The 17,347-nt window shown below is 63.5% G+C and carries 17 protein-coding genes; 10 read left to right on the top strand and 7 right to left on the bottom strand.

Going from position 1 to position 17,347, the window contains the following annotated elements; genetic code table 11:
- Positions 1-103: 103 nt before the first annotated feature.
- Entirely contained in the window at positions 104-1,948 is a 1,845-nt protein-coding gene (locus NMG80_RS31755) for an aminopeptidase P family protein (RefSeq protein ID WP_254021779.1), read from the bottom strand.
- A 280-nt stretch (positions 1,949-2,228) separates the two neighbouring features.
- Here NMG80_RS31755 and NMG80_RS37555 point away from each other — a divergent pair, with 280 nt between their 5' ends.
- Positions 2,229-2,579, top strand: coding sequence for a hypothetical protein (locus NMG80_RS37555; protein WP_367186041.1), 351 nt, complete (start codon positions 2,229-2,231; stop codon positions 2,577-2,579).
- 14 nt (positions 2,580-2,593) lie between these two features.
- Here NMG80_RS37555 and NMG80_RS31765 read toward each other — a convergent pair whose 3' ends face one another.
- Both NMG80_RS31765 and NMG80_RS31770 read right to left on the bottom strand, forming a co-directional pair.
- Positions 2,594-3,466, bottom strand: coding sequence for a 50S ribosomal protein L11 methyltransferase (locus tag NMG80_RS31765; protein ID WP_254021780.1), 873 nt, complete (start codon positions 3,464-3,466; stop codon positions 2,594-2,596).
- Positions 3,467-3,552: 86 nt separating this feature from the next.
- Positions 3,553-4,128 carry an SCO family protein gene (locus NMG80_RS31770; RefSeq protein ID WP_254021781.1) on the bottom strand — a complete coding sequence of 192 codons (576 nt, stop codon included), beginning with the start codon at positions 4,126-4,128 and terminating at the stop codon, positions 3,553-3,555.
- Positions 4,129-4,357: 229 nt separating this feature from the next.
- On the opposite strand from NMG80_RS31770, the gene NMG80_RS31775 reads away from it, so the two are divergent.
- The 3 genes from NMG80_RS31775 (at position 4,358) to NMG80_RS31785 (ending at position 6,059) form a co-directional block, all read left to right on the top strand.
- Positions 4,358-4,852: a CreA family protein gene (locus tag NMG80_RS31775; protein ID WP_254021782.1), complete on the top strand. Its 495-nt coding sequence runs from the start codon at positions 4,358-4,360 to the stop codon at positions 4,850-4,852.
- Positions 4,853-4,914: 62 nt separating this feature from the next.
- On the top strand, positions 4,915-5,556 hold the full coding sequence (locus tag NMG80_RS31780; protein ID WP_254021783.1) for an LbetaH domain-containing protein: 642 nt from the start codon (positions 4,915-4,917) through the stop codon (positions 5,554-5,556).
- Positions 5,557-5,633: 77 nt separating this feature from the next.
- On the top strand, positions 5,634-6,059 hold the full coding sequence (locus NMG80_RS31785) for a low affinity iron permease family protein (RefSeq protein WP_254021972.1): 426 nt from the start codon (positions 5,634-5,636) through the stop codon (positions 6,057-6,059).
- Between the two features lie 3 nt (positions 6,060-6,062).
- Here the strand turns inward: NMG80_RS31785 and NMG80_RS31790 are convergent, their stop codons facing one another.
- Positions 6,063-6,929 (bottom strand): SDR family NAD(P)-dependent oxidoreductase, encoded by an 867-nt coding sequence (locus tag NMG80_RS31790; RefSeq protein ID WP_254021784.1) that lies wholly within the window; start codon positions 6,927-6,929, stop codon positions 6,063-6,065.
- Positions 6,930-7,061: 132 nt separating this feature from the next.
- Between NMG80_RS31790 and NMG80_RS31795 the strand changes: the two genes are divergently transcribed.
- The gene (locus NMG80_RS31795; protein ID WP_023798763.1) at positions 7,062-7,343 is read left to right on the top strand and encodes a hypothetical protein; all 282 of its coding nucleotides are present in this window, start codon (positions 7,062-7,064) and stop codon (positions 7,341-7,343) included.
- A 6-nt stretch (positions 7,344-7,349) separates the two neighbouring features.
- Here NMG80_RS31795 and NMG80_RS31800 read toward each other — a convergent pair whose 3' ends face one another.
- A complete protein-coding gene (locus NMG80_RS31800) occupies positions 7,350-7,925 on the bottom strand; it encodes a TMEM175 family protein (protein WP_254021785.1) in 576 nt (191 codons plus the stop codon).
- Positions 7,926-8,215: 290 nt separating this feature from the next.
- Complete coding sequence (locus tag NMG80_RS31805) at positions 8,216-9,241, bottom strand: LacI family DNA-binding transcriptional regulator (protein ID WP_254021786.1); 1,026 nt, start codon at positions 9,239-9,241, stop codon at positions 8,216-8,218.
- Between the two features lie 196 nt (positions 9,242-9,437).
- On the opposite strand from NMG80_RS31805, the gene NMG80_RS31810 reads away from it, so the two are divergent.
- The 5 genes from NMG80_RS31810 to NMG80_RS31830 all read left to right on the top strand — a co-directional run bounded on the left by NMG80_RS31810 (position 9,438) and on the right by NMG80_RS31830 (position 14,436).
- Complete coding sequence (locus tag NMG80_RS31810) at positions 9,438-10,466, top strand: Gfo/Idh/MocA family protein (RefSeq protein ID WP_254021787.1); 1,029 nt, start codon at positions 9,438-9,440, stop codon at positions 10,464-10,466.
- A 2-nt stretch (positions 10,467-10,468) separates the two neighbouring features.
- The gene (locus NMG80_RS31815) at positions 10,469-11,374 is read left to right on the top strand and encodes a sugar phosphate isomerase/epimerase family protein (protein ID WP_254021788.1); all 906 of its coding nucleotides are present in this window, start codon (positions 10,469-10,471) and stop codon (positions 11,372-11,374) included.
- 149 nt (positions 11,375-11,523) lie between these two features.
- Positions 11,524-12,537 (top strand): substrate-binding domain-containing protein, encoded by a 1,014-nt coding sequence (locus NMG80_RS31820; protein ID WP_254021789.1) that lies wholly within the window; start codon positions 11,524-11,526, stop codon positions 12,535-12,537.
- A 55-nt stretch (positions 12,538-12,592) separates the two neighbouring features.
- A complete protein-coding gene (locus tag NMG80_RS31825; RefSeq protein ID WP_254021790.1) occupies positions 12,593-13,390 on the top strand; it encodes an ATP-binding cassette domain-containing protein in 798 nt (265 codons plus the stop codon).
- Positions 13,387-14,436, top strand: coding sequence for an ABC transporter permease (locus NMG80_RS31830; RefSeq protein WP_254021791.1), 1,050 nt, complete (start codon positions 13,387-13,389; stop codon positions 14,434-14,436). The genes NMG80_RS31825 and NMG80_RS31830 overlap by 4 nt, the downstream gene beginning before the upstream one ends.
- A 9-nt stretch (positions 14,437-14,445) precedes the next feature.
- Here the strand turns inward: NMG80_RS31830 and NMG80_RS31835 are convergent, their stop codons facing one another.
- Positions 14,446-17,109, bottom strand: a complete 2,664-nt coding sequence (locus NMG80_RS31835) for an ATP-dependent helicase (RefSeq protein WP_254021792.1) — start codon at positions 17,107-17,109, stop codon at positions 14,446-14,448.
- Positions 17,110-17,347: the final 238 nt, after the last annotated feature.

The raw sequence follows: 17,347 nt of genomic DNA on the forward strand, positions 1-17,347 counted from the left end.
TCTTCGGGCAGCTAAGCACAAGCCAGGTCCGATTCGCACTCGTAATTTCCAAGGGGTGCCGGTCTGCCCCGGGTCGAAAGCTGACCCACCGCCTTGCCGAAAATCAAATCTTCTGGTCGTGCGGCAGCGGTGCGGTTGCCTTTTCCAGCCAGGCCAGCGTCTCGCCGTCGAGCATCGGTCCGATCTCGGACAGCACGCGGGCGTGGTATGTGTCGAGCCAATGCAGCTCGTCGCGCGTCAAAAGGTCGGACCGCACCAGCCTGGTGTCGATGGGCGCCAGCGTCAGCGTCTCGAAGCCGTGCATGGCGATGTCGCCGCCCTCTATCTGCTCGGCCGGTGTCACCAGAATGAGGTTCTCGATGCGGATGCCGTAAAAACCCTCTTTGTAGTAGCCCGGCTCGTTGGAGACGATCATGCCCGCCAGCAGCTTTTCGGTGCCGGTCTTGGCGATGCGTTGCGGGCCCTCGTGCACGGCCAGATAGGAGCCGACGCCATGGCCGGTGCCATGGGCGAAATCGCAACCGTGTTTCCACAGCGCCAGGCGCGCCACGGCGTCGATCTCGGAGCCGCGCGTGCCCGAGGGAAAGCGCAGCATGGAAATGCCGATCATGCCCTTCAGCACCAGCGTGAAGCGTTCGCGCATTTCCTCGGTTGGTGTGCCGATCGGCACGGTGCGGGTGATGTCGGTGGTGCCGTCCTGATACTGCCCGCCCGAATCGAGCAGGAACAATTCGCCAGACTGAAGCTTTCGGCTGGTGGCGCGGGAAACGCGGTAGTGCATGATGGCGCCGTTCGGGCCGGCGCCGGCGATGGTGTCGAAGGACACGTCGCGCAGCGGCATCTGCGTTTCCTCGCCGGTGCTGCGGCGGCACTCCTCGATCTTGGTGACGACCGCGATCTCGTCGAGCTTGCCGGGTTCCTGGCGGTCGAGCCAGCAAAGCAGCCTGGCCACCGCGGCGCCATCGCGGCGATGCGCGGCGCGGGCGCCGTTGATCTCGGCCTGGTTTTTTGTCGCGCGCGGAATGCGGGCAGGGTCTGGCGCGGTGATGACGGTGCCGCCATTGTCCTCGACCAGCATCCTGAGCTTCTCCGCCGCCAGCACCGGGTCCAGCGCGATCTTCGCGCCACCTTTGGCCAGGGCTGCGATAACAGCTTCAAATTCACCGGGTTCGTGAAATTCGGCAAGCTGCGTCAGATAGGCCGCGACGGTGCGTGAAAACTTACGCTGATCCATGAAAAGCAGATGCGATCGATCGGCGGCCAGCACGGCGAAGCCGAGCGCCACAGGGGTGTGCGGCACGTCGCCGCCGCGGATATCGAAGGCCCAGGCGATGGAGGACGGGTCGGTCAGCACGGCATGGGTGGCGCCATCCTTGCCGATGGACTCGGCCAGCCGCGCCAGCTTGTCCTTGGCCAGTTCGCCGGCAAAGCCGATCGGATGAATCTCGACCGGCGCCAGCGGCGGTTCGGGCTGATCCTCCCAGATGACGTCGATCGGATTTTTCTCGAGCGGCACTAATGTCGCCCCCGATTTTTCGGCCGACGCTTTCAGCGCTTTCACGTCGCCGATCGTCTGCAGCCACGGGTCGAAGCCAAGCCGCACACCCTTGCCGAGATTGGCCTTGATCCAGGTGGCGGGCGGATTGTCGACCAGGCTTTCGATCGAAAAGACGTCGAGATCGACCTCCTGGCGCACCTGCAGCGTGTAGCGCCCGTCGACGAACATGACGGCGCGGTCGCCAAGCACGATGGCGACGCCGGCCGAGCCGCTGAAGCCGGTCAGCCATTTCAGCCGCGCCGAGCGGTCGGCGACATATTCGCCCTGATGCTCGTCGGCACGAGGCACGATGAAGCCATCCAGCCCATTGGCCGCCAGCCATTGACGCAGCAACGCCACACGCGACTTGCCGACGGCGGGGTCGCCTGCGGAATCAAAAGTCTGGAACATATGGCCTCTCCTCGGATGCTGGATGTGAGCGTAGCGCATGACCCCGAAATTCGGAATCGACTTTTGCTACGCCAGCCGCCGGCCGACAATCGGCCGGATTCGGTCCAGCAGGGCAATCGCTTCAGGTCTGCGCTGCCCCTCATCTGCCTGCCGGCATCTTCTCCCCGTATAGTGACGGGGAGAAGGAGCTGGCGGCAACCTCGGCATCCTTTCCGCAACGCTGGAGGTTGGCGAAATCCTTTGCGAAGGTGTCTTTCTCCCCGTCACTATACGGGAAGAAATGCCCGGCAGGGCAATGAGGGGCAGCGCCGCCATCGACAGTGGTCATCGACGTGCGCTTTTTCGCATGGACGCCATGCAGAATCAGCGATTTAAAAAAAGGTCAGCAGAGCTTACCTTTTCGATGTGGAGGAAAGAGTCTTGTTGCCCTGCAAAGGAGACCATCATGTCCACGATTCCAGCCAGACGCGGATTTTTCAGAAGCGCTGTGAATGCTCTCATCGAAGCGCGCCAGCGCGAAGCGAGCCGTTATGTGAGCGGCGTTCTGCTTGGCTTTGACGACGAAACGCTGAAAGCGCACGGCTATGATCGCGAAGAACTGAAAAAGAGGTCAAGGTCGCGCTACGTCTGAGCGATTGCTGCGCGTCACCGCTTGAGGTGGATTGTCACCCAGCCCTCGCGATGCAGGGTACTGACATGGCGGAACTGCTGGCCGACATAGGCCGAGATCACCGCGTCGCGCTGCCGGTCGAGGATGCCTGACAGCACGATCGAGCCGCCCGAGGCGACATGCCCCGCCATTTCGGGCGCCAGCCGCATCAGCGGCCGCGCCAGTATGTTGGCGACGATGAGGTCGAAGGGGCCGCGCGCGGCAAAAATCGGATGGTGGAAGCCCGGCGCCGTCACCGTTTCGACGAGCGCCTTGACGTGGTTGAGCCGCGCGTTGGCGGCGGCGACTTTTATGGCGACCTGATCGATGTCGGTCGCCAGAACCGGAATATGGGCGAGCCTGGCCAGCGCGATGGCCAGCACCGCGCTGCCGGTGCCGAGGTCGAGCGCGTTGCGCGGGCGCTCGCGCCGCACGACCTGTTCCAGCATTTCGAGGCAACCGGCGGTGGTGCCGTGATGGCCGGTGCCGAAAGCCAGGCCCGCTTCGATCTCGATGGCGAGTTCGCCGCTGTGGCGCTTGCTGCGGTCATGCGCGCCGTGGACGAGGAAACGGCCGGCGCGCACCGGCTTCAGTCCCTCCAAAGAACGCGTCACCCAGTCGACATCAGGCACGGGCTCGCGCGCAATCGGCCTCGACAGGGCCAGCCCGGCAAGAATCTCCTTCGTGCGCGCCTCCACAGCATCGACATCGCCGTCGGCATAGAGCGACACTTCGTGGATATCGCGGTCCTCGTCGACTTCGACCAGGCCAATCGGCAGGCCCTCGTCTTCGAATGCCGCTTCGAACGCCGCGAAGATACGGTCGGCCTCGATCTTTCCAGTGGTGAAATAAAGTCGCGTTTGGGTCATCAAACGATTTTCTTTGTGAGCATGATCTTGTCCGAAAACCGGTTCCCACTTTTCGCTGGCGCCGACCTTCGATTCGGGACCATGCACTAACCTGCCGCCAGTCGCTTGAGCTTGGCGATAGCGGCGTCGGGGCTTTCGCCATAGGCGATGGTGCCGGCGAAATCGCCCCTGGCGTTGAGCAGCAGCACCGAAGCGGTGTGGTCCATCGTGTAGTCGCCGTTGCCGGTATCGACCTTCTTCGAATAGATGCCGAAGGATTTGGCCATGGCGCGGACCTTTTCGGGGTCGCCCGTGATGCCGAGGATGCGGTCAGAGAAGTTGCTGATATAGGCATTGATGATTTCGGGCGTGTCGCGCTCCGGGTCGACCGTCACGAAATAGGCGCGCAGGTTCTTGCCATCGTCACCCATCGTCTTCAGCCAGCCGGCCAGTTCGAACAGCGTGGTCGGGCAGACTTCCGGGCAGTGGGTGAAGCCGAAGAAGACGACGCTGGGGTGGCCGCGAAAGGCAGCCTCGGTTACCGGAGCGCCCTTCTGGTCGACCAGCGTGAACGGCGCGCCGAACGGCTCGCCGCCATAATGCCCGCGGTACCATTCGAAGGTGAGCCAGCCGATGCCCGCCGCCATCAGGACGAGAATGCCGACCAGTATTGAACGCATCATCAATTGGCTGTCCGTCGCAATTTTCATTGGCGCCGTGTCGGCGCCCTTGGAGCTTGTTGGGCGAACACTCTTAACGGTTTGATCTGGCGCGCGCAAAGATGTCGCGTTGCCGCAACCGGCTTTCCCTTAAAAAAATGTTCGGCTTGCAATGTGCTGCCGCCCGTCCCACCTGAGGTCGGCAAAACTCGAACGGCAGGAGGCTTTGTTGCAACGTCTGATGGGGCAAGGAATGATTGGGCGAAAACTGATCGGCGGCGCTTTGGCCGCGTGCCTTGTCATCGGTGCTGGTGCGGCTGTCGCCCAGGAGGTCGGCAAGGTCGGCGTCGACTGGCTCGGCAACGACATCATCGTCGAGGCGATCAAGGACCCGAAGGTCGAAGGCGTGACCTGCCATGTCTCCTATTTCGATCGCGGCGTGATCGATCGCCTGCAGAAGGGCAACTGGTTCGAGGATCCGTCCGATTCCTCGATCGCCTGCCGTCAGACCGGACAGATCACCATCGGCGACATCGACATGAGCGAGGCCGGCGAGGAGGTGTTCAAGCAAGGCATCAGCCTGATCTGGAAGAAGCAGGTGGTGAACCGCATCTACGACAAGGCCAACGAGACCCTGATCTATCTGTCGCACTCGCGCCAGGTGCAGGACGGTTCGGCGAAAATGTCGGTCACCACGGTGCCGCTCTATGGCCAGAACGTGATGTGGACCAACGGCAAGCCGAAATAGGTTCTGGAAACAGGTGACGGTCCCGCTTGCGGGACCAATCGCTCGGGCGTAAAGCCGCCGGCATGGACCGTCCCGAAAATCTTGTCCTGAAAGACCCCGAGCCGCGCATCCATCCGACCGCGGAATTGAAGGCATGCAAGCTTGGGCGCTACGCCTCGATCGGCGAGCGGGTCATCTTGCGCGAAGTCATAGTGGGCGACTTCTCCTATTTCGAGCGCCACGCCGAGGCGATCTACACGACAACAGGCAAGTTCTGTTCGATCGCCGCCAACAGCCGGATCAACGCGCTCGAGCATCCGATCGAGCGGCTGACCCAGCACAAGGTCAGCTATCGCCCGAACGAGTATTTTCGCTGGCTCGGCGTCGACGCCGGATTTCGGGAACGACGACGGGCGCAAACCGTCAGCATCGGCCACGATGTCTGGATCGGCCATGGCGCGGTGATCATGCCCGATGTGACCATCGGCAATGGCGCGATCGTCGGCGCCAATGCGGTGGTGACGCGCGATGTACCTGCCTATGCGATCGTCGCCGGGGTTCCGGCCAAGCCGCTGCGCCAGCGCTTTGCCGAGAAGACCGCTGCGCGGATTGAATGCCTCGGCTGGTGGGACTGGTCGGTCGAAAAACTCGCCAGGGCCATTCCCGATATGCAGGCAATGCCGATCGAGGTCTTCCTCGATCGCTGGGAGCACGAAAGCCCCTGATCCTTGCGGGTCTGTGAACGGCTACTGCGGTGAAAGGAGGGAACCCGGAGCGGATGCTGGTTGTTTCTCCTGCCATGATGGAGAAGCTTTTCACCAGGATCGCCAACTATGTTGCGCATCAAGCCGGTCTGCCGTCGACATTCGCCGTCTGCTTCCTGATCATTGTCGCCTGGGGGGCAAGCGGACCGATGTTCGGGTTTTCCGATACATGGCAGCTCATCATCAACACCGGCACGACGATCGTCACCTTCCTGATGGTGTTCCTTATCCAGAACACCCAAAACCGTGACGGCGCCGCGATCCAGGCGAAGCTCGATGAATTGATCCGGGTCAGCAAAGCCAAAAACAGCTTTATCGGCATCGAGCATCTGACCGAATCCGAGGTCGAGGAAATCCGCGAGAAATGTGAGCGGGCGGCGAAGCGGCATGACCGGCAGGTCTCTGATATGGCGGTCAAGAAAGCCGCTGCGCAAAAGCACGGCTCGAAGACGCATGCGGCGTGAGCGTCAGCTGTCCATGAACGCAGCGAAGGCGTCCTTGTGGTCCGGGTGCCAGCGCGACAGAGCAGGGCGATTTTCGATAATGTCGCCGATCGCCCAGGCCATGCGTTTCTCGTCCATGGGCCGCGTCGCCTCGTTGTCGGGGCACAGGATGTAAAAGTCGCCACGCACCAGCGCGGCCAGCATGAAGTCGATCACCTGCTCGCCGGTCCAGGCGCCGGCGGGCTTTTCGGTCGCACCTTCGGTCAGGCCGGCAAAAGTGAACCCAGGAATGAGCAGATGGCCGGCGATGTTGGCACCGGGCTCGTTGCGCAGCGCATGTGCCAAGCCTTCGGTGAAGGTTTTCACGCCCGATTTGGAGACGTTGTAGGCAAGGTTGCCGGGCGGCGTGGTGATGCCTTGCTTGGAGCCGGTGTTGACGATCAGGCCCGGTTTTCCGGCCGCCAGCATGCGCGGCACGAAGGCCTCGACGCCATGGACGACGCCCCAGAAATTGATGTCCAGCAGCCGCTTCCAGCCGTCGCGGTTCTCCCAGGGTTTGCCGGGATTGTTGCCGACGCCGGCATTGTTCATCAACAGCGACACGCCGCCGAAGGCATCGAATGCCTTTTCGGCCAGCCGGTCGACTTCGTCGGGCTGCGAGACGTCGGTCGCGACAGCGAGCACGGCGCTGTCCCCGGCAATCGTGGCAACGGCGCGGGCAGCCTCATCGAGCCGCGCGCCGCCGATATCGGCAAGCACGATTTTCAGGCCCATTGCCGCCAGCCGCCTGGCCGCAGCAAGGCCGATGCCGCTGGCGCCGCCGGTGATGACGGCAACGTTGCCGGAGCTAAGGGCAGGCAAAGCGCTCTGGATTTCGGCGTCGGTGGTCATCGATGGTGTCCTCGTTCAGGTTGCGCCGAACTTAACGCGGCGACAGGCTCGCGCAAGCCCGTTTGGGCGTCCTTGGGTTGACCACATCGGCAGGCGCTGCGCATGCTGTACGCGTAAGAAGGAGATTACCGATTGACCGACTGGATCGAGATCCTGAAAGAACAGACCGCCACCGGCGACCAGATGAGCCGCGAGGTGCCGCAAATGCTTGCCAATCCCGACATCAGCGAAGCGCAAGTGAGGACGCTGTTCTCGGCGCTCGAAAAACAGGCGGAATTCGTCGAGAAGCTGCGCATGGCGCTGGAGAAATTCGGCCATGATTTTTCGGTGATCAAAGCGGCCGAGCGGCTTGAGGAGCGCTATGCCGACCTTGCGGCCTCGGTGGCGGAAAAGCTGAAAGCGATGCGGGAATAGGCAGACCTATTTTTCGAGCAGCCTCTCGAACCGCCTGTCCGGTACGAACCAGATCATGGCAACCAGCACATAGAGCGCGACGCTGATCCATTGATTGACGAAGGTCAGCGGAATGGCGGCGATGTAGAGGATCAGCGAGATCTTTTCCTTGCGGTCGGTGCCTACCGCTCTGGCGAAGGCAGTGTCGTTGCCATGCAGCCGATGCAGCATGACGACCAGAATGAAGTAGGCGGCCGCGCAAAGCGCCAGGACAACACCGTAAATTGCGACAGGCACCGGCGCGAAATGGTTTTCACCCATGAAAGCGGTGGTCACGGGCATCAGCGACAGCCAGAACAGCAGATGCAGATTGGCCCACAGCACGCGGCCATCCACCTGCTGCACGGTGTGAAACATGTTGTGCAGATTGTTCCAGTAGATGCCGACATAGATGAAGGACAGCACGTAGCTGAGAAAAGTGGGCCATAGAGGTGCCAGCGCGGAAAACTCCGCGCCATGCGGCACCTTCAATTCCAGCACCATGATGGTGATGATGATGGCTATGACGCCATCGCTAAATGCCTCGACCCGGCCCTTGCCCATGGATTCTTCCTACCAATGCGCTGAAGTTTAAGGATGATTTCGCGCGGCGCCACCGGCAAAACCGCTAAATCTATCAGGAGCAACTCCGGGAAGGGACCACATGGCGCGAAAGCGGCGTTAGCGTCACGATTCCCGGACAAACGGACCTCGAAATGATTGCCATGACGCGCGATAACGAGCTCGGCACCGACCGGAAGCTCTACCACAGCGCCTCCTCGCCGATCAACTACAGGGGGGCGATCAGCAACAGGGACCGATCAGCAACAGCGGGAAGGTGAGTGCGGCCATCGTCAATCGCTGTCGCGCGCGATCAGCTCCAGCGGCCAGACCTCACGGATGATCCGCGCGCCGTCGGGGCCGGCGAAGGCCGGGATCGACGCCAGCAATATTTCGGCAAGCCGCCGTCCCATCGGCTCCAGGGAAGGGCGGAAACCGGTCAGTGCCGGTGAAAAATAGCGGCAGAGCGGCGTCTCGACGATGACGATCACCGCAATGTCGTGGCCCGGCTTTATGCCCATCTCGGCCAGCGCCTTGCAGCCGCCGAGCGCCATCGCGTCATTGTTGAAGATGATGGCGGTCGGCGGGTCCTTCGAGCGCATGACCTGCGGCGTCACCGCGTTGCCGCCGGCCTCGTTGATGAAGCCTTTCGCGATCAGCCCGGGGTCGACCTCGATGCCGTGCCTCCGCAAGGCCTTGCGATAGCCGGCCAGGAACAGATAGCCGAAATTGAGGTTGAGGGACGGGCGGATGGCGGCGATGCGGCGATGGCCGCGTGCCACCAGGCGGTCGACCGCGTCCGCCCCGGCTTTTTCGAAGTCGAGGTCGAGCGACGGATGGGTCTTGCCGCCGGAGCGGCTGCGGCCGAGCGTCGCGAACGGGAAGCCGACCCTGGTCAGGTAATCGATGCGCTCGTCTTCGCGACGCGTATAGGCCAGCACCACGGCGTCGGCCCGACGCGTCTCGACCACCCGGCGCAGGCGCTCCTGCTGGTAGTCGCCCGGCGCGCCCATCACCACGATCAGGTCGAGCCCGCTTTCGGCGAGTTTCGCCTGCAGTCCGGTCAGGAACGGAATGAAGAACGGTTCGCCATATTGCTGGTCGCCCGGATGCGGCTGCAGCATGAAGGCGATCGACTGGGTGGCGCCGCGCCGCAGGCTGCGGCCGGACTGGTTCGGCGAATAGTTCAGCTTTGCCGCCGCATCGAGCACGCGCTGGCGGGTGTCGGCATTGACGTCGGCACGGCCGTTGAGCGCGCGCGACACGGTGCCGATCGAAATGTTCAGGTGACGCGCAAGGTCGTGGATGCTGGACGCCAAAGGACGGTTCTCCCCTTGCTTGGCTATCATCGGCCGCTCTTCAGGCCAAGCTAATCAAGGTGATTTTCGCGAGCGGCCAATTGACATTCTACGCCTTCGGGTGTGTTCTCGTAAACGTTTACGGCAAAACGTTTACGGCCATGCTGTGAATGCCGTGACGGTCGGTCTGGAGGGCCGAGCGGAGGAGGAGCGCTGGATGATGAATGTCGTCCTGGTCGGCTGCGGAGCGATGAGCAAGCACTGGCTCGATGCGGCGAGGCAGATCGACGGGCTCGCTATAGTCGGCCTTGTCGACCTCAATGCCGACAGGGCGAAGGCGAGGGCGCGCGAATATGAGCTTGCCGGCGCCATTGTCGGAACCAATCTTGACGCCGTGCTCGACCAGACCAAGCCCGACGCTGTGTTCGACGTGGTGGTCCCCGCGGCCCGGCGCGAAGTCGCGCTTTCGGCCTTTGCCCATCACTGCCATCTCCTGACGGAGAAGCCGCTGGCCGACAGCCCGGAGAACGCACGCGCCATCGTCGAGGCTGCCCGACGTACCGAGCGCGTGCACGCTGTCGTCCAGAACCGCCGCTATGTCGCGAACGTCAGGCGCATCAGGCGTTTTCTCGATTCCGGCGCCATAGGTGCGCCAACCAGCATCCACGCCGAATTCTTCGTCGCGCCGCATTTCGGCGGGTTTCGCGAGGAGATGCGCCATGTCCTGCTGCTCGACATGGCGATCCATACTTTCGACGCCGCCCGCTACATGGTCGGCGCTGCACCGGCCAGCGTCTACTGCCAAGAATGGGAGCCGGTCAATTCCTGGTACCGGCAGGGATCGTCGGCCACCGCAATCTTCGAGCTCGGCGGCGGCAAGCTGTTCACCTATGCCGGCTCCTGGTGCGCCGACGGGTTTCGCACCAGTTGGGAGAGCACATGGCGCATCGTCGCCGAGCACGGCAGCCTGGTCTGGGACGGTGAGGATGGGCTGAGGGCGGAAGTCGCACGGCCTGTCCGTGAAGGCCTGTTCGATCGCACAGAGCCGCTCACTGTGCCGCCGCTCGATCCGAGAGACCGCATCGGCGGCCATCTCGGCATCATCCAGGATTTTGTGCGCGCCGTCGAAACCGGCAGCGAGCCGGAGACGCGCGGCGCCGACAACATCAAGAGCCTGGCCATGGTCTTTGCCGCGATCGAAAGCGCCGAAACCGGGCGCCGGGTCGCGATCGCACAGGAAGGGTGAGGATGCCAAACCCGCTTCTCGACATCAGGATCGGCACCATGGTGCGGGCCAATCTCGATGACCCGGCCGCCTATATCAAGGCGATCCTGCCGCTCGGCTTCGAGAGCATCCAGCCCTTCTTCTGGCAGACGCTGGGCGGCAAGGATCTGCCACGGTTGGCCGGCCAGATCCACGAAGCGATCGGCGACGCCGACGTCGTCGTCTCCTCACTCGGCGTCTTCGGCAATCCGCTGGAAAGCGGCGATTCCGATCGCGGCGTGCTCGAGGCTTGGGAAACACTCATCGACCATGCGCATCTGTTCGGCACCTCGATGGTCAGCGGCTTCACCGGTCGCCTCCGCGGCAAGCCGCTGCCCGACAGCCTGCCGCGCTTCCGCGAGGTCTGGGGACCACTGGCCCGGCGCGCCGCCGACAAGGGCGTGCGCATCGCCTTCGAGAATTGCGCGATGGACGGCAACTGGGCTGATGGCGACTGGAACATCGCCCACAACCCGGACGCCTGGGAGTTGATGTTCAACGAATTGCCCGATGACAATCTCGGCCTGGAATGGGAGCCCTGCCACCAACTCGTCTACCTGATCGATCCGATCCCGCAGATCCGCAAATGGGCGCCGCGCATCTTCCATGTCCACGGCAAGGACGCGACGGTGCGCTGGGACGTGATCCGCGAGCATGGCGTGTTCGGCCGGCTGCCGTTCGTGCAAATGCGCACGCCTGGCTTCGGCGACAGCGACTGGACGCGGGTGATCAGCGAATTGCGGCTGGCCGGATACAAGGGCGCCATCGACATCGAAGGCTGGCACGACCCGGTCTATCGCGGCGACCTTGAGATTACAGGGCAAGTGCGGGCGCTGGACTATCTCAAGCAATGCCGGGGAGGTGCGACGTATCTGCCGAACCCGGCGTGAGGCTAATGCATGTCGCGCAAAAGTGTGCAGCGGTTTTGCGACAACGACATGCATCAAACAGGGAGCCGGCCAGCGAAGCATTGCGGCGAGAAGCCGAAGCATTCGTCGAAGACCCCTCGGCTTGCGAGGGACAAAGGGAGGATAAGTGCATGAGCATCACGATGAGAAGGACAGTTCTGCGCGCGACCGTCGTGGCGGCCGCCACGGCGCTCGCCGCCGCAATCTCCACATTGCCTGCCCAGGCGCTCGATGCCCAGTGGTGCAAGGACGTCCACATCCGCTTCTTCGTCGGCGGCGCCGAGGGCGACGCCTTCGGCACCATCGTCTACAATGGCGCCAAGCAGGCCGAGGCCGATCTTGGGCCGAAGGTCGACTACATCTTCTCCCAGTGGGATGTCGAGAAGATGGTGCAGCAATTGCGCGAGGCCGTCGCGGTCAAGCCCGGCGGCATCGCCATGATGGGCCACCCGGGCGATGCTTCAATCATGCCGCTGGCCGAACAGGCGCACAAGGACGGCATCAGGATGATGTACCAGAACGTGCCGGTGCCGAAGGTCACGGCAGCGTTCGGCGGCGGCTATGTCGGCGCCCAGCAGGAAGAGCAGGGCCGCGCGCTCGGCGCCGAGGCGTTCAAGCTGGCCGGGCTCAAGGCCGGCGACAAGGCGATCATGATCGGCCCGTTCGAGAACGAGAGCCGCGGCGCGCGCGAGCGCGGCACGGTCGCCGCCCTGAAGGAGGCGGGCGTCGAGGTTATCCAGCTCTCCTCGCCGCCGAGCGGCGAATGGGCTTCCGACCCTAATCTGGCCATTCCGGTGATTACCGCAGCACTCCTCAACAATCCCGACGTCAAGGCGGTTGGCTATCCCGGCGGACAGATGCTGGGCAACGTCCCGACTTACATGCAGGCGGCGGGCAGGAAGGCGGGCGATATCTTCAATTTCGGTTTCGACACCAGCCCGCAGATCGTCGAGGGCTTCAAGGGTGGCTGGGTCCAGCTGACGGCCGACCAGCAGCCGTTCCTGCAGGGTTATCTGCCGATCCTCAGCCTCTGCCAGCAGGTGGTGCTTGGCCTGGCGCCAATGAATGTCGACACCGGCGCCGGCTTCGTCACGCCCGACAATTACGAGATCGTCGCCGAGCTCGCCAAGCAGGCGCTGCGCTGACCTTTAACACGGCTGCCGGTCTTCCGACCGCAGCCGGAACCAAGTGAGGATCGCCATGGCCGAACGCATCATCGAACTGCGCGACATCAGCAAGTCCTACGGTCAGGTCTATGCCCTCGGCGGGGTCAATCTCAGCGTCGACCGCGGCGAGGTGGTCGGCCTGATCGGCGACAACGGCGCCGGCAAGTCGACGCTGATCAAGATCCTCTCCGGTGTGGTCAAGCCGACCAGCGGCGAGATCCTCATCCGCGGCCAGCCGGTGACCGGCTGGAGCGCCGCGCGCTCGCGCGACGCCGGCATCGAGACGGTATTCCAGGACCGGGCGCTGGCCGTGCAGCAGACGATCGTGCGCAACATCTTCATGGGCCGCGAACTCACCGGCTTTCTCGGCTGGCTGAAGGTCAAAAAGGAAATCGAGGAGGCGAGCCGGCTGATGCGCGAGATCGGCTTCACCTCGAAAGTGTTCACGCCGCAATCGATCGTCGGCCAGCTCTCCGGCGGCGAACGCCAGGGCGTGGCGATCGCACGGGCCATCTACAAGCAGGCCGACCTGATCATCCTCGACGAGCCGACGACGGCGCTGTCGCTGACCGAGACCGCCAAAGTCTTCCATTTCGTGCGCCAGGTGCGGGCGAGCGGGCGGTCGATCCTGTTCATCGGCCACAACATCCACCACGTCTTCGACATCGCCGATCGTTTCGTCGTGCTGGACCGCGGCAAGGTCGCGCTCACCGCCGACCGCAGCCAAGTCAAGTCGGCCGAAGACCTCATCAACTTCATGGAAGACGTCGCGCACCCCGGTGGTTTGCCGGGACTGCACGACGCCGGCGACCCGGGGCAGAGCGCACGATGAGCAAGACAATGGAGCCCGATCTGCACGAGCCGTCCGCAATCTCCGGTCCCGGCAATCCCCGGAAAGAGTGGAAACACCCATCCGATCACTGGATGCGCGGCTTCATCCTCGACAACCGCGCCGCACTCGGCACGCTTGCCGTGTTCGTGGTGATGATGACGGTGTTCATGATCGCCAACCCGACCGTCTTCACCACTTGGTACCTCTACAGTTCCGTGCTCACCACGCTGCCGGTTGCGCTGTTCGTGGTGGTGCCTCTGGTCTTCGTCGTCACCTGCGGCGAGATCGACCTGTCGTTTCCGGCGACGATGGGTTTTGCCTCATGGGTCTTCGCGCTGGTCGTGCAGGCCGGCTACGACCCGTTTCTCGGCATCGCCGCCGCCATTGCGACGGGCACGTTGCTCGGCTTCCTGGTCGGGTCGCTGGTCGTCTATGGCGGGCTGTCGTCGCTGATCGCCACGCTCGGCATGAACTTCCTGCTGCGCGGCCTGATCCAGATCATCAACGAAGGCAAGGCGACGGCGCTGACCAGCCTTGCCGACAGCTGGGCCTACAAGATCTTCTCCAGCCAGCTCTACGGCATCCCGGTGCAGATCTTCTGGGCCATCGGCTTCGTCGTGCTGTCGGCGCTGCTCTACAACAGGCATCGCTTCGGCGCGCAGGTGAAGGTGGTCGGCGACAATCCCGACAGCGCCCAGCAGATGGGCATCGACGTCAAGCGCGTGCGGGTGAAAGTGTTCGTCTTCGTCGGCATCGGGGCGGCGATCGCCGGCACCTTCTCGGTGATGATCAACTTCACCTGGTGGCCGACGGCCGGCGACGGCTATTTGCTGCCGGTGCTGGCATCGGTGTTCGTTGGCGGCACGCCGACCTGGGGCGGCGTCGGCACCGTGGTCGGCGGCGCCATCGGCGCCGTCACCGTGTCGTTCATCCAGACCGGCGTCGTCGCGGCAGGCCTGAGCGGCTTCTATGTCCAGTTCTTCAACGGGCTGATCATCATCCTGTCGCTGCTCGGCCACAAATGGAACCAGGCGCGGTATCGGTGAGGGGGATACTCAAGCGCCGGTGACAAACCCGTCCAGCACGCGTTTTTGGCCGGCCTTGTCGAAGTCGATGGTCAGCTTGTTGCCGTCGATGGCGGCAATGTTGCCGTTGCCGAACTTCTGGTGGAAGACGCGGTCGCCGACGCTGAAGCGGGATGGCGTGTCGGCAACGGATTTGGCGACCAACTCGCCGTCGATGGTGCGGCCCTTGATCGAGGTGCGGCCGGCGCCATAGCCACTGTCGGTCTCGCCATAGCCGATGCGCTCGACCTGGTGGCCGGAGCGCGAGCCCCAGTTGCGGTCGGTCGCCTCGGTGCGGTTCTGCTGCGCGCGCTGCCAGCCCGGCGTTGCATAGGTGCTGGAGAAGGCGCCGGATTTTTCTGCGCCGACATTGTCGAAGCGCGAAGCGCCATAAGGATTCTGCCGTCCTGCCCCCTGGCCGCCCCGCCCGGAGGCGACGGAGCCGCCGCCATAGGAATTGCCGTAACCACCGTAGGAGTTGCCGCTCTCGGCGATTTCGACATGGGCTTCCGGCAATTCATCGAGGAAGCGCGACGGGATCGTCGATTGCCACAGACCGTGGATGCGGCGGTTGGAGACGAACCACAAATGCAGGTTCTTCTTGGCGCGGGTCAGCCCGACATAGGCCAGCCGCCGCTCTTCCTCAAGCCCGGAGCGGCCACCCTCGTCGAGCGCGCGCTGATGCGGGAACAGTCCTTCCTCCCAGCCAGGCAGAAAAACCGTCTCGAATTCGAGGCCCTTGGCCGAATGCAGCGTCATGATGTTGACGGCGTCGAGCTCGGCGTTCTGCTCGGCGTCCATCACCAGCGCCACATGTTCGAGGAAGGAGCGCAGCGATTCGTACTCCTCCATGGAGCGGATCAGTTCTTTGAGGTTTTCCAGCCGGCCCGGCGCTTCCGCCGAGCGGTCGTTCTTCCACATGTCGGTATAGCCGCTCTCCTCCAGGATGGTCTCGGCCAGCTCGGTGTGCGGCGTGGTCTCCAGCGCCTTCTGCCAGCGCTCGAAATTGGCAGCGACCTCGCGCAGCGCTGCGCGCGGCTTCGGCTTCAGCTCGTCGCTCTCAGCGAGTTTTTCCGCAGCCTCCAGCATCGGGATGCGCAGCGCCCTGGCGGTGTCGTGGATCTGGCGGATGGTGGCTTCGCCCAGCCCGCGCTTCGGCACGTTGACGATGCGCTCGAAGGCGAGGTCGTCTGCCCCTTGCGCGACAACGCGGAAGAAGGCCAGGGCGTCGCGGATTTCGAGGCGCTCGTAAAAGCGCGGGCCGCCGATGACGCGGTAGTTGAGTCCGAGGGTGACGAAGCGATCCTCGAACTCGCGCATCTGGAAGGACGCGCGGACAAGAATGGCCATATCGTTGAGATTGTGCTTCTGCCGCTGGTAGGCCTCGATGGTTTCGCCAACGGCGCGGGCCTCTTCCTCGGAATCCCAGGCGGCATGGACATGCACCTTCTCGTCATCCTCGGCGATTTTTTCGGTGAACAGCGTCTTGCCGAAGCGGCTTTCATTGTGGGCGATGAGGTGGGAGGCGGTGCCGAGTATGTGCGCGGTGGAGCGGTAGTTGCGTTCCAGCCGGATGATGGTGGCGCCGGGGAAATCCTTGTCGAAGCGCAGGATGTTGTCGACCTCGGCCCCGCGCCAGCCGTAGATGGACTGGTCATCGTCGCCGACGCAGCAGATGTTTACTTTGCTTTCGCTCACGGCCGCGCGCGAGCTTCGCTCGCTGGCCTCCGCGGGGGCGGCCTGGCCGGCCGGCGCCCGGTCGGGCTTGCGGCCTTCGGCCGAACGCAAATCCGTTGATGTTGAAGCGCGTCCGGCATCCGGCCGCTGCGCCAGCAGCCGCAGCCACATGTATTGGGCGGTGTTGGTGTCCTGGTACTCGTCGACGAGAATGTATTTGAAGCGCTTGTGGTATTCCTTCAGCACGTCCGAATTGGCACGGAAGATGCGGATCGGGTGGCACAGAAGATCGCCGAAGTCGCAGGCATTCAGCGTCTTCAGCCGCTCCTGATAGGCCTTGTAGAGCTCGCGGCCCTTGCCGTTGGCGAAGGCGCGGGCGTCGCCCTCGGCAATCTCTGCGGGGCCAAGCCCCTTGTTCTTCCAGCCGTCGATCATCTGGGCGAACTGCTTGGCCGGCCAGCGTTTGTCGTCCAGTCCTTCGGCCTGGATGAGCTGCTTGATCAGGCGCACGACGTCGTCGGTGTCGAGAATGGTGAAGTCGGATTTGAGCCCGGCAAGCTCGGCGTGACGGCGCAGCAGCTTCACTCCAATCGAGTGGAAGGTGCCGAGCCACGGCATGCCTTCGACATTGCCTTCGCCGATCAGCAGGCCGATGCGCTGCTTCATCTCGCGCGCCGCCTTGTTGGTGAAGGTGACGGCGAGGATCTGCGACGGGAAGGCCTTGCCGGTGGCGAGAATGTGAGCGATGCGGGTGGTCAGGACGCGCGTCTTGCCGGTGCCGGCGCCGGCCAGCACCAGAACCTGACCCTCGGTGGTTTCCACCGCCAGCCGCTGCTCGGGGTTGAGCCCGTTCAGATAATCGGGCGCATTGGTATGGCCGCTGCGGGCAGCCATGGCGCGCGCAGCAATGCCCGACGGGGCCACGGGCCGCGCGTTCGGTTCATCAAAAAAAGGCATATCTTCCGAAAAGCCGGACATCTGCCCCGAATGTAGTGATTCGGCAGCGAAAGGCCAGAAGTGTCTCTGTTTTGTTCTCTGTCCAGTTGCAAATCCGATGGCACGCCAGCCATAGCGCCGGCCTGCTCGACAGGCACGGCGGGTCGGAGAAAGTGGGACAGCGCACCAGTCGAACGGTGTCATCCTGGACCAGCCGCCGGTCTGGCGGACCTGCAGTTGTGTCAGCAGCGCCTCACTGATCCGTGACTGGACCGTGCGG

The sequence above is a fragment of the Mesorhizobium escarrei genome, assembly GCF_935825525.1.
GTDB lineage: Bacteria > Pseudomonadota > Alphaproteobacteria > Rhizobiales > Rhizobiaceae > Mesorhizobium > Mesorhizobium escarrei.

Excerpts from the sequence above, each read along its gene's own strand:
- NMG80_RS31820 (WP_254021789.1), top strand. The coding sequence starts at position 11,524 with ATGAGCATCACGATGAGAAGGACAGTTCTGCGCGCGACCGTCGTGGCG.
- NMG80_RS31800 (WP_254021785.1), bottom strand. The coding sequence starts at position 7,925 with ATGGGCAAGGGCCGGGTCGAGGCATTTAGCGATGGCGTCATAGCCATC.
- NMG80_RS31815 (WP_254021788.1), top strand. The coding sequence starts at position 10,469 with ATGCCAAACCCGCTTCTCGACATCAGGATCGGCACCATGGTGCGGGCC.
- NMG80_RS37555 (WP_367186041.1), top strand. The coding sequence starts at position 2,229 with ATGCCCGGCAGGGCAATGAGGGGCAGCGCCGCCATCGACAGTGGTCAT.
- NMG80_RS31825 (WP_254021790.1), top strand. The coding sequence starts at position 12,593 with ATGGCCGAACGCATCATCGAACTGCGCGACATCAGCAAGTCCTACGGT.
- NMG80_RS31810 (WP_254021787.1), top strand. The coding sequence starts at position 9,438 with ATGATGAATGTCGTCCTGGTCGGCTGCGGAGCGATGAGCAAGCACTGG.
- NMG80_RS31835 (WP_254021792.1), bottom strand. The coding sequence starts at position 17,109 with ATGTCCGGCTTTTCGGAAGATATGCCTTTTTTTGATGAACCGAACGCG.
- NMG80_RS31755 (WP_254021779.1), bottom strand. The coding sequence starts at position 1,948 with ATGTTCCAGACTTTTGATTCCGCAGGCGACCCCGCCGTCGGCAAGTCG.
- NMG80_RS31775 (WP_254021782.1), top strand. The coding sequence starts at position 4,358 with ATGATTGGGCGAAAACTGATCGGCGGCGCTTTGGCCGCGTGCCTTGTC.
- NMG80_RS31765 (WP_254021780.1), bottom strand. The coding sequence starts at position 3,466 with ATGACCCAAACGCGACTTTATTTCACCACTGGAAAGATCGAGGCCGAC.
- NMG80_RS31770 (WP_254021781.1), bottom strand. The coding sequence starts at position 4,128 with ATGATGCGTTCAATACTGGTCGGCATTCTCGTCCTGATGGCGGCGGGC.
- NMG80_RS31780 (WP_254021783.1), top strand. The coding sequence starts at position 4,915 with ATGGACCGTCCCGAAAATCTTGTCCTGAAAGACCCCGAGCCGCGCATC.
- NMG80_RS31785 (WP_254021972.1), top strand. The coding sequence starts at position 5,634 with ATGGAGAAGCTTTTCACCAGGATCGCCAACTATGTTGCGCATCAAGCC.
- NMG80_RS31790 (WP_254021784.1), bottom strand. The coding sequence starts at position 6,929 with ATGACCACCGACGCCGAAATCCAGAGCGCTTTGCCTGCCCTTAGCTCC.
- NMG80_RS31830 (WP_254021791.1), top strand. The coding sequence starts at position 13,387 with ATGAGCAAGACAATGGAGCCCGATCTGCACGAGCCGTCCGCAATCTCC.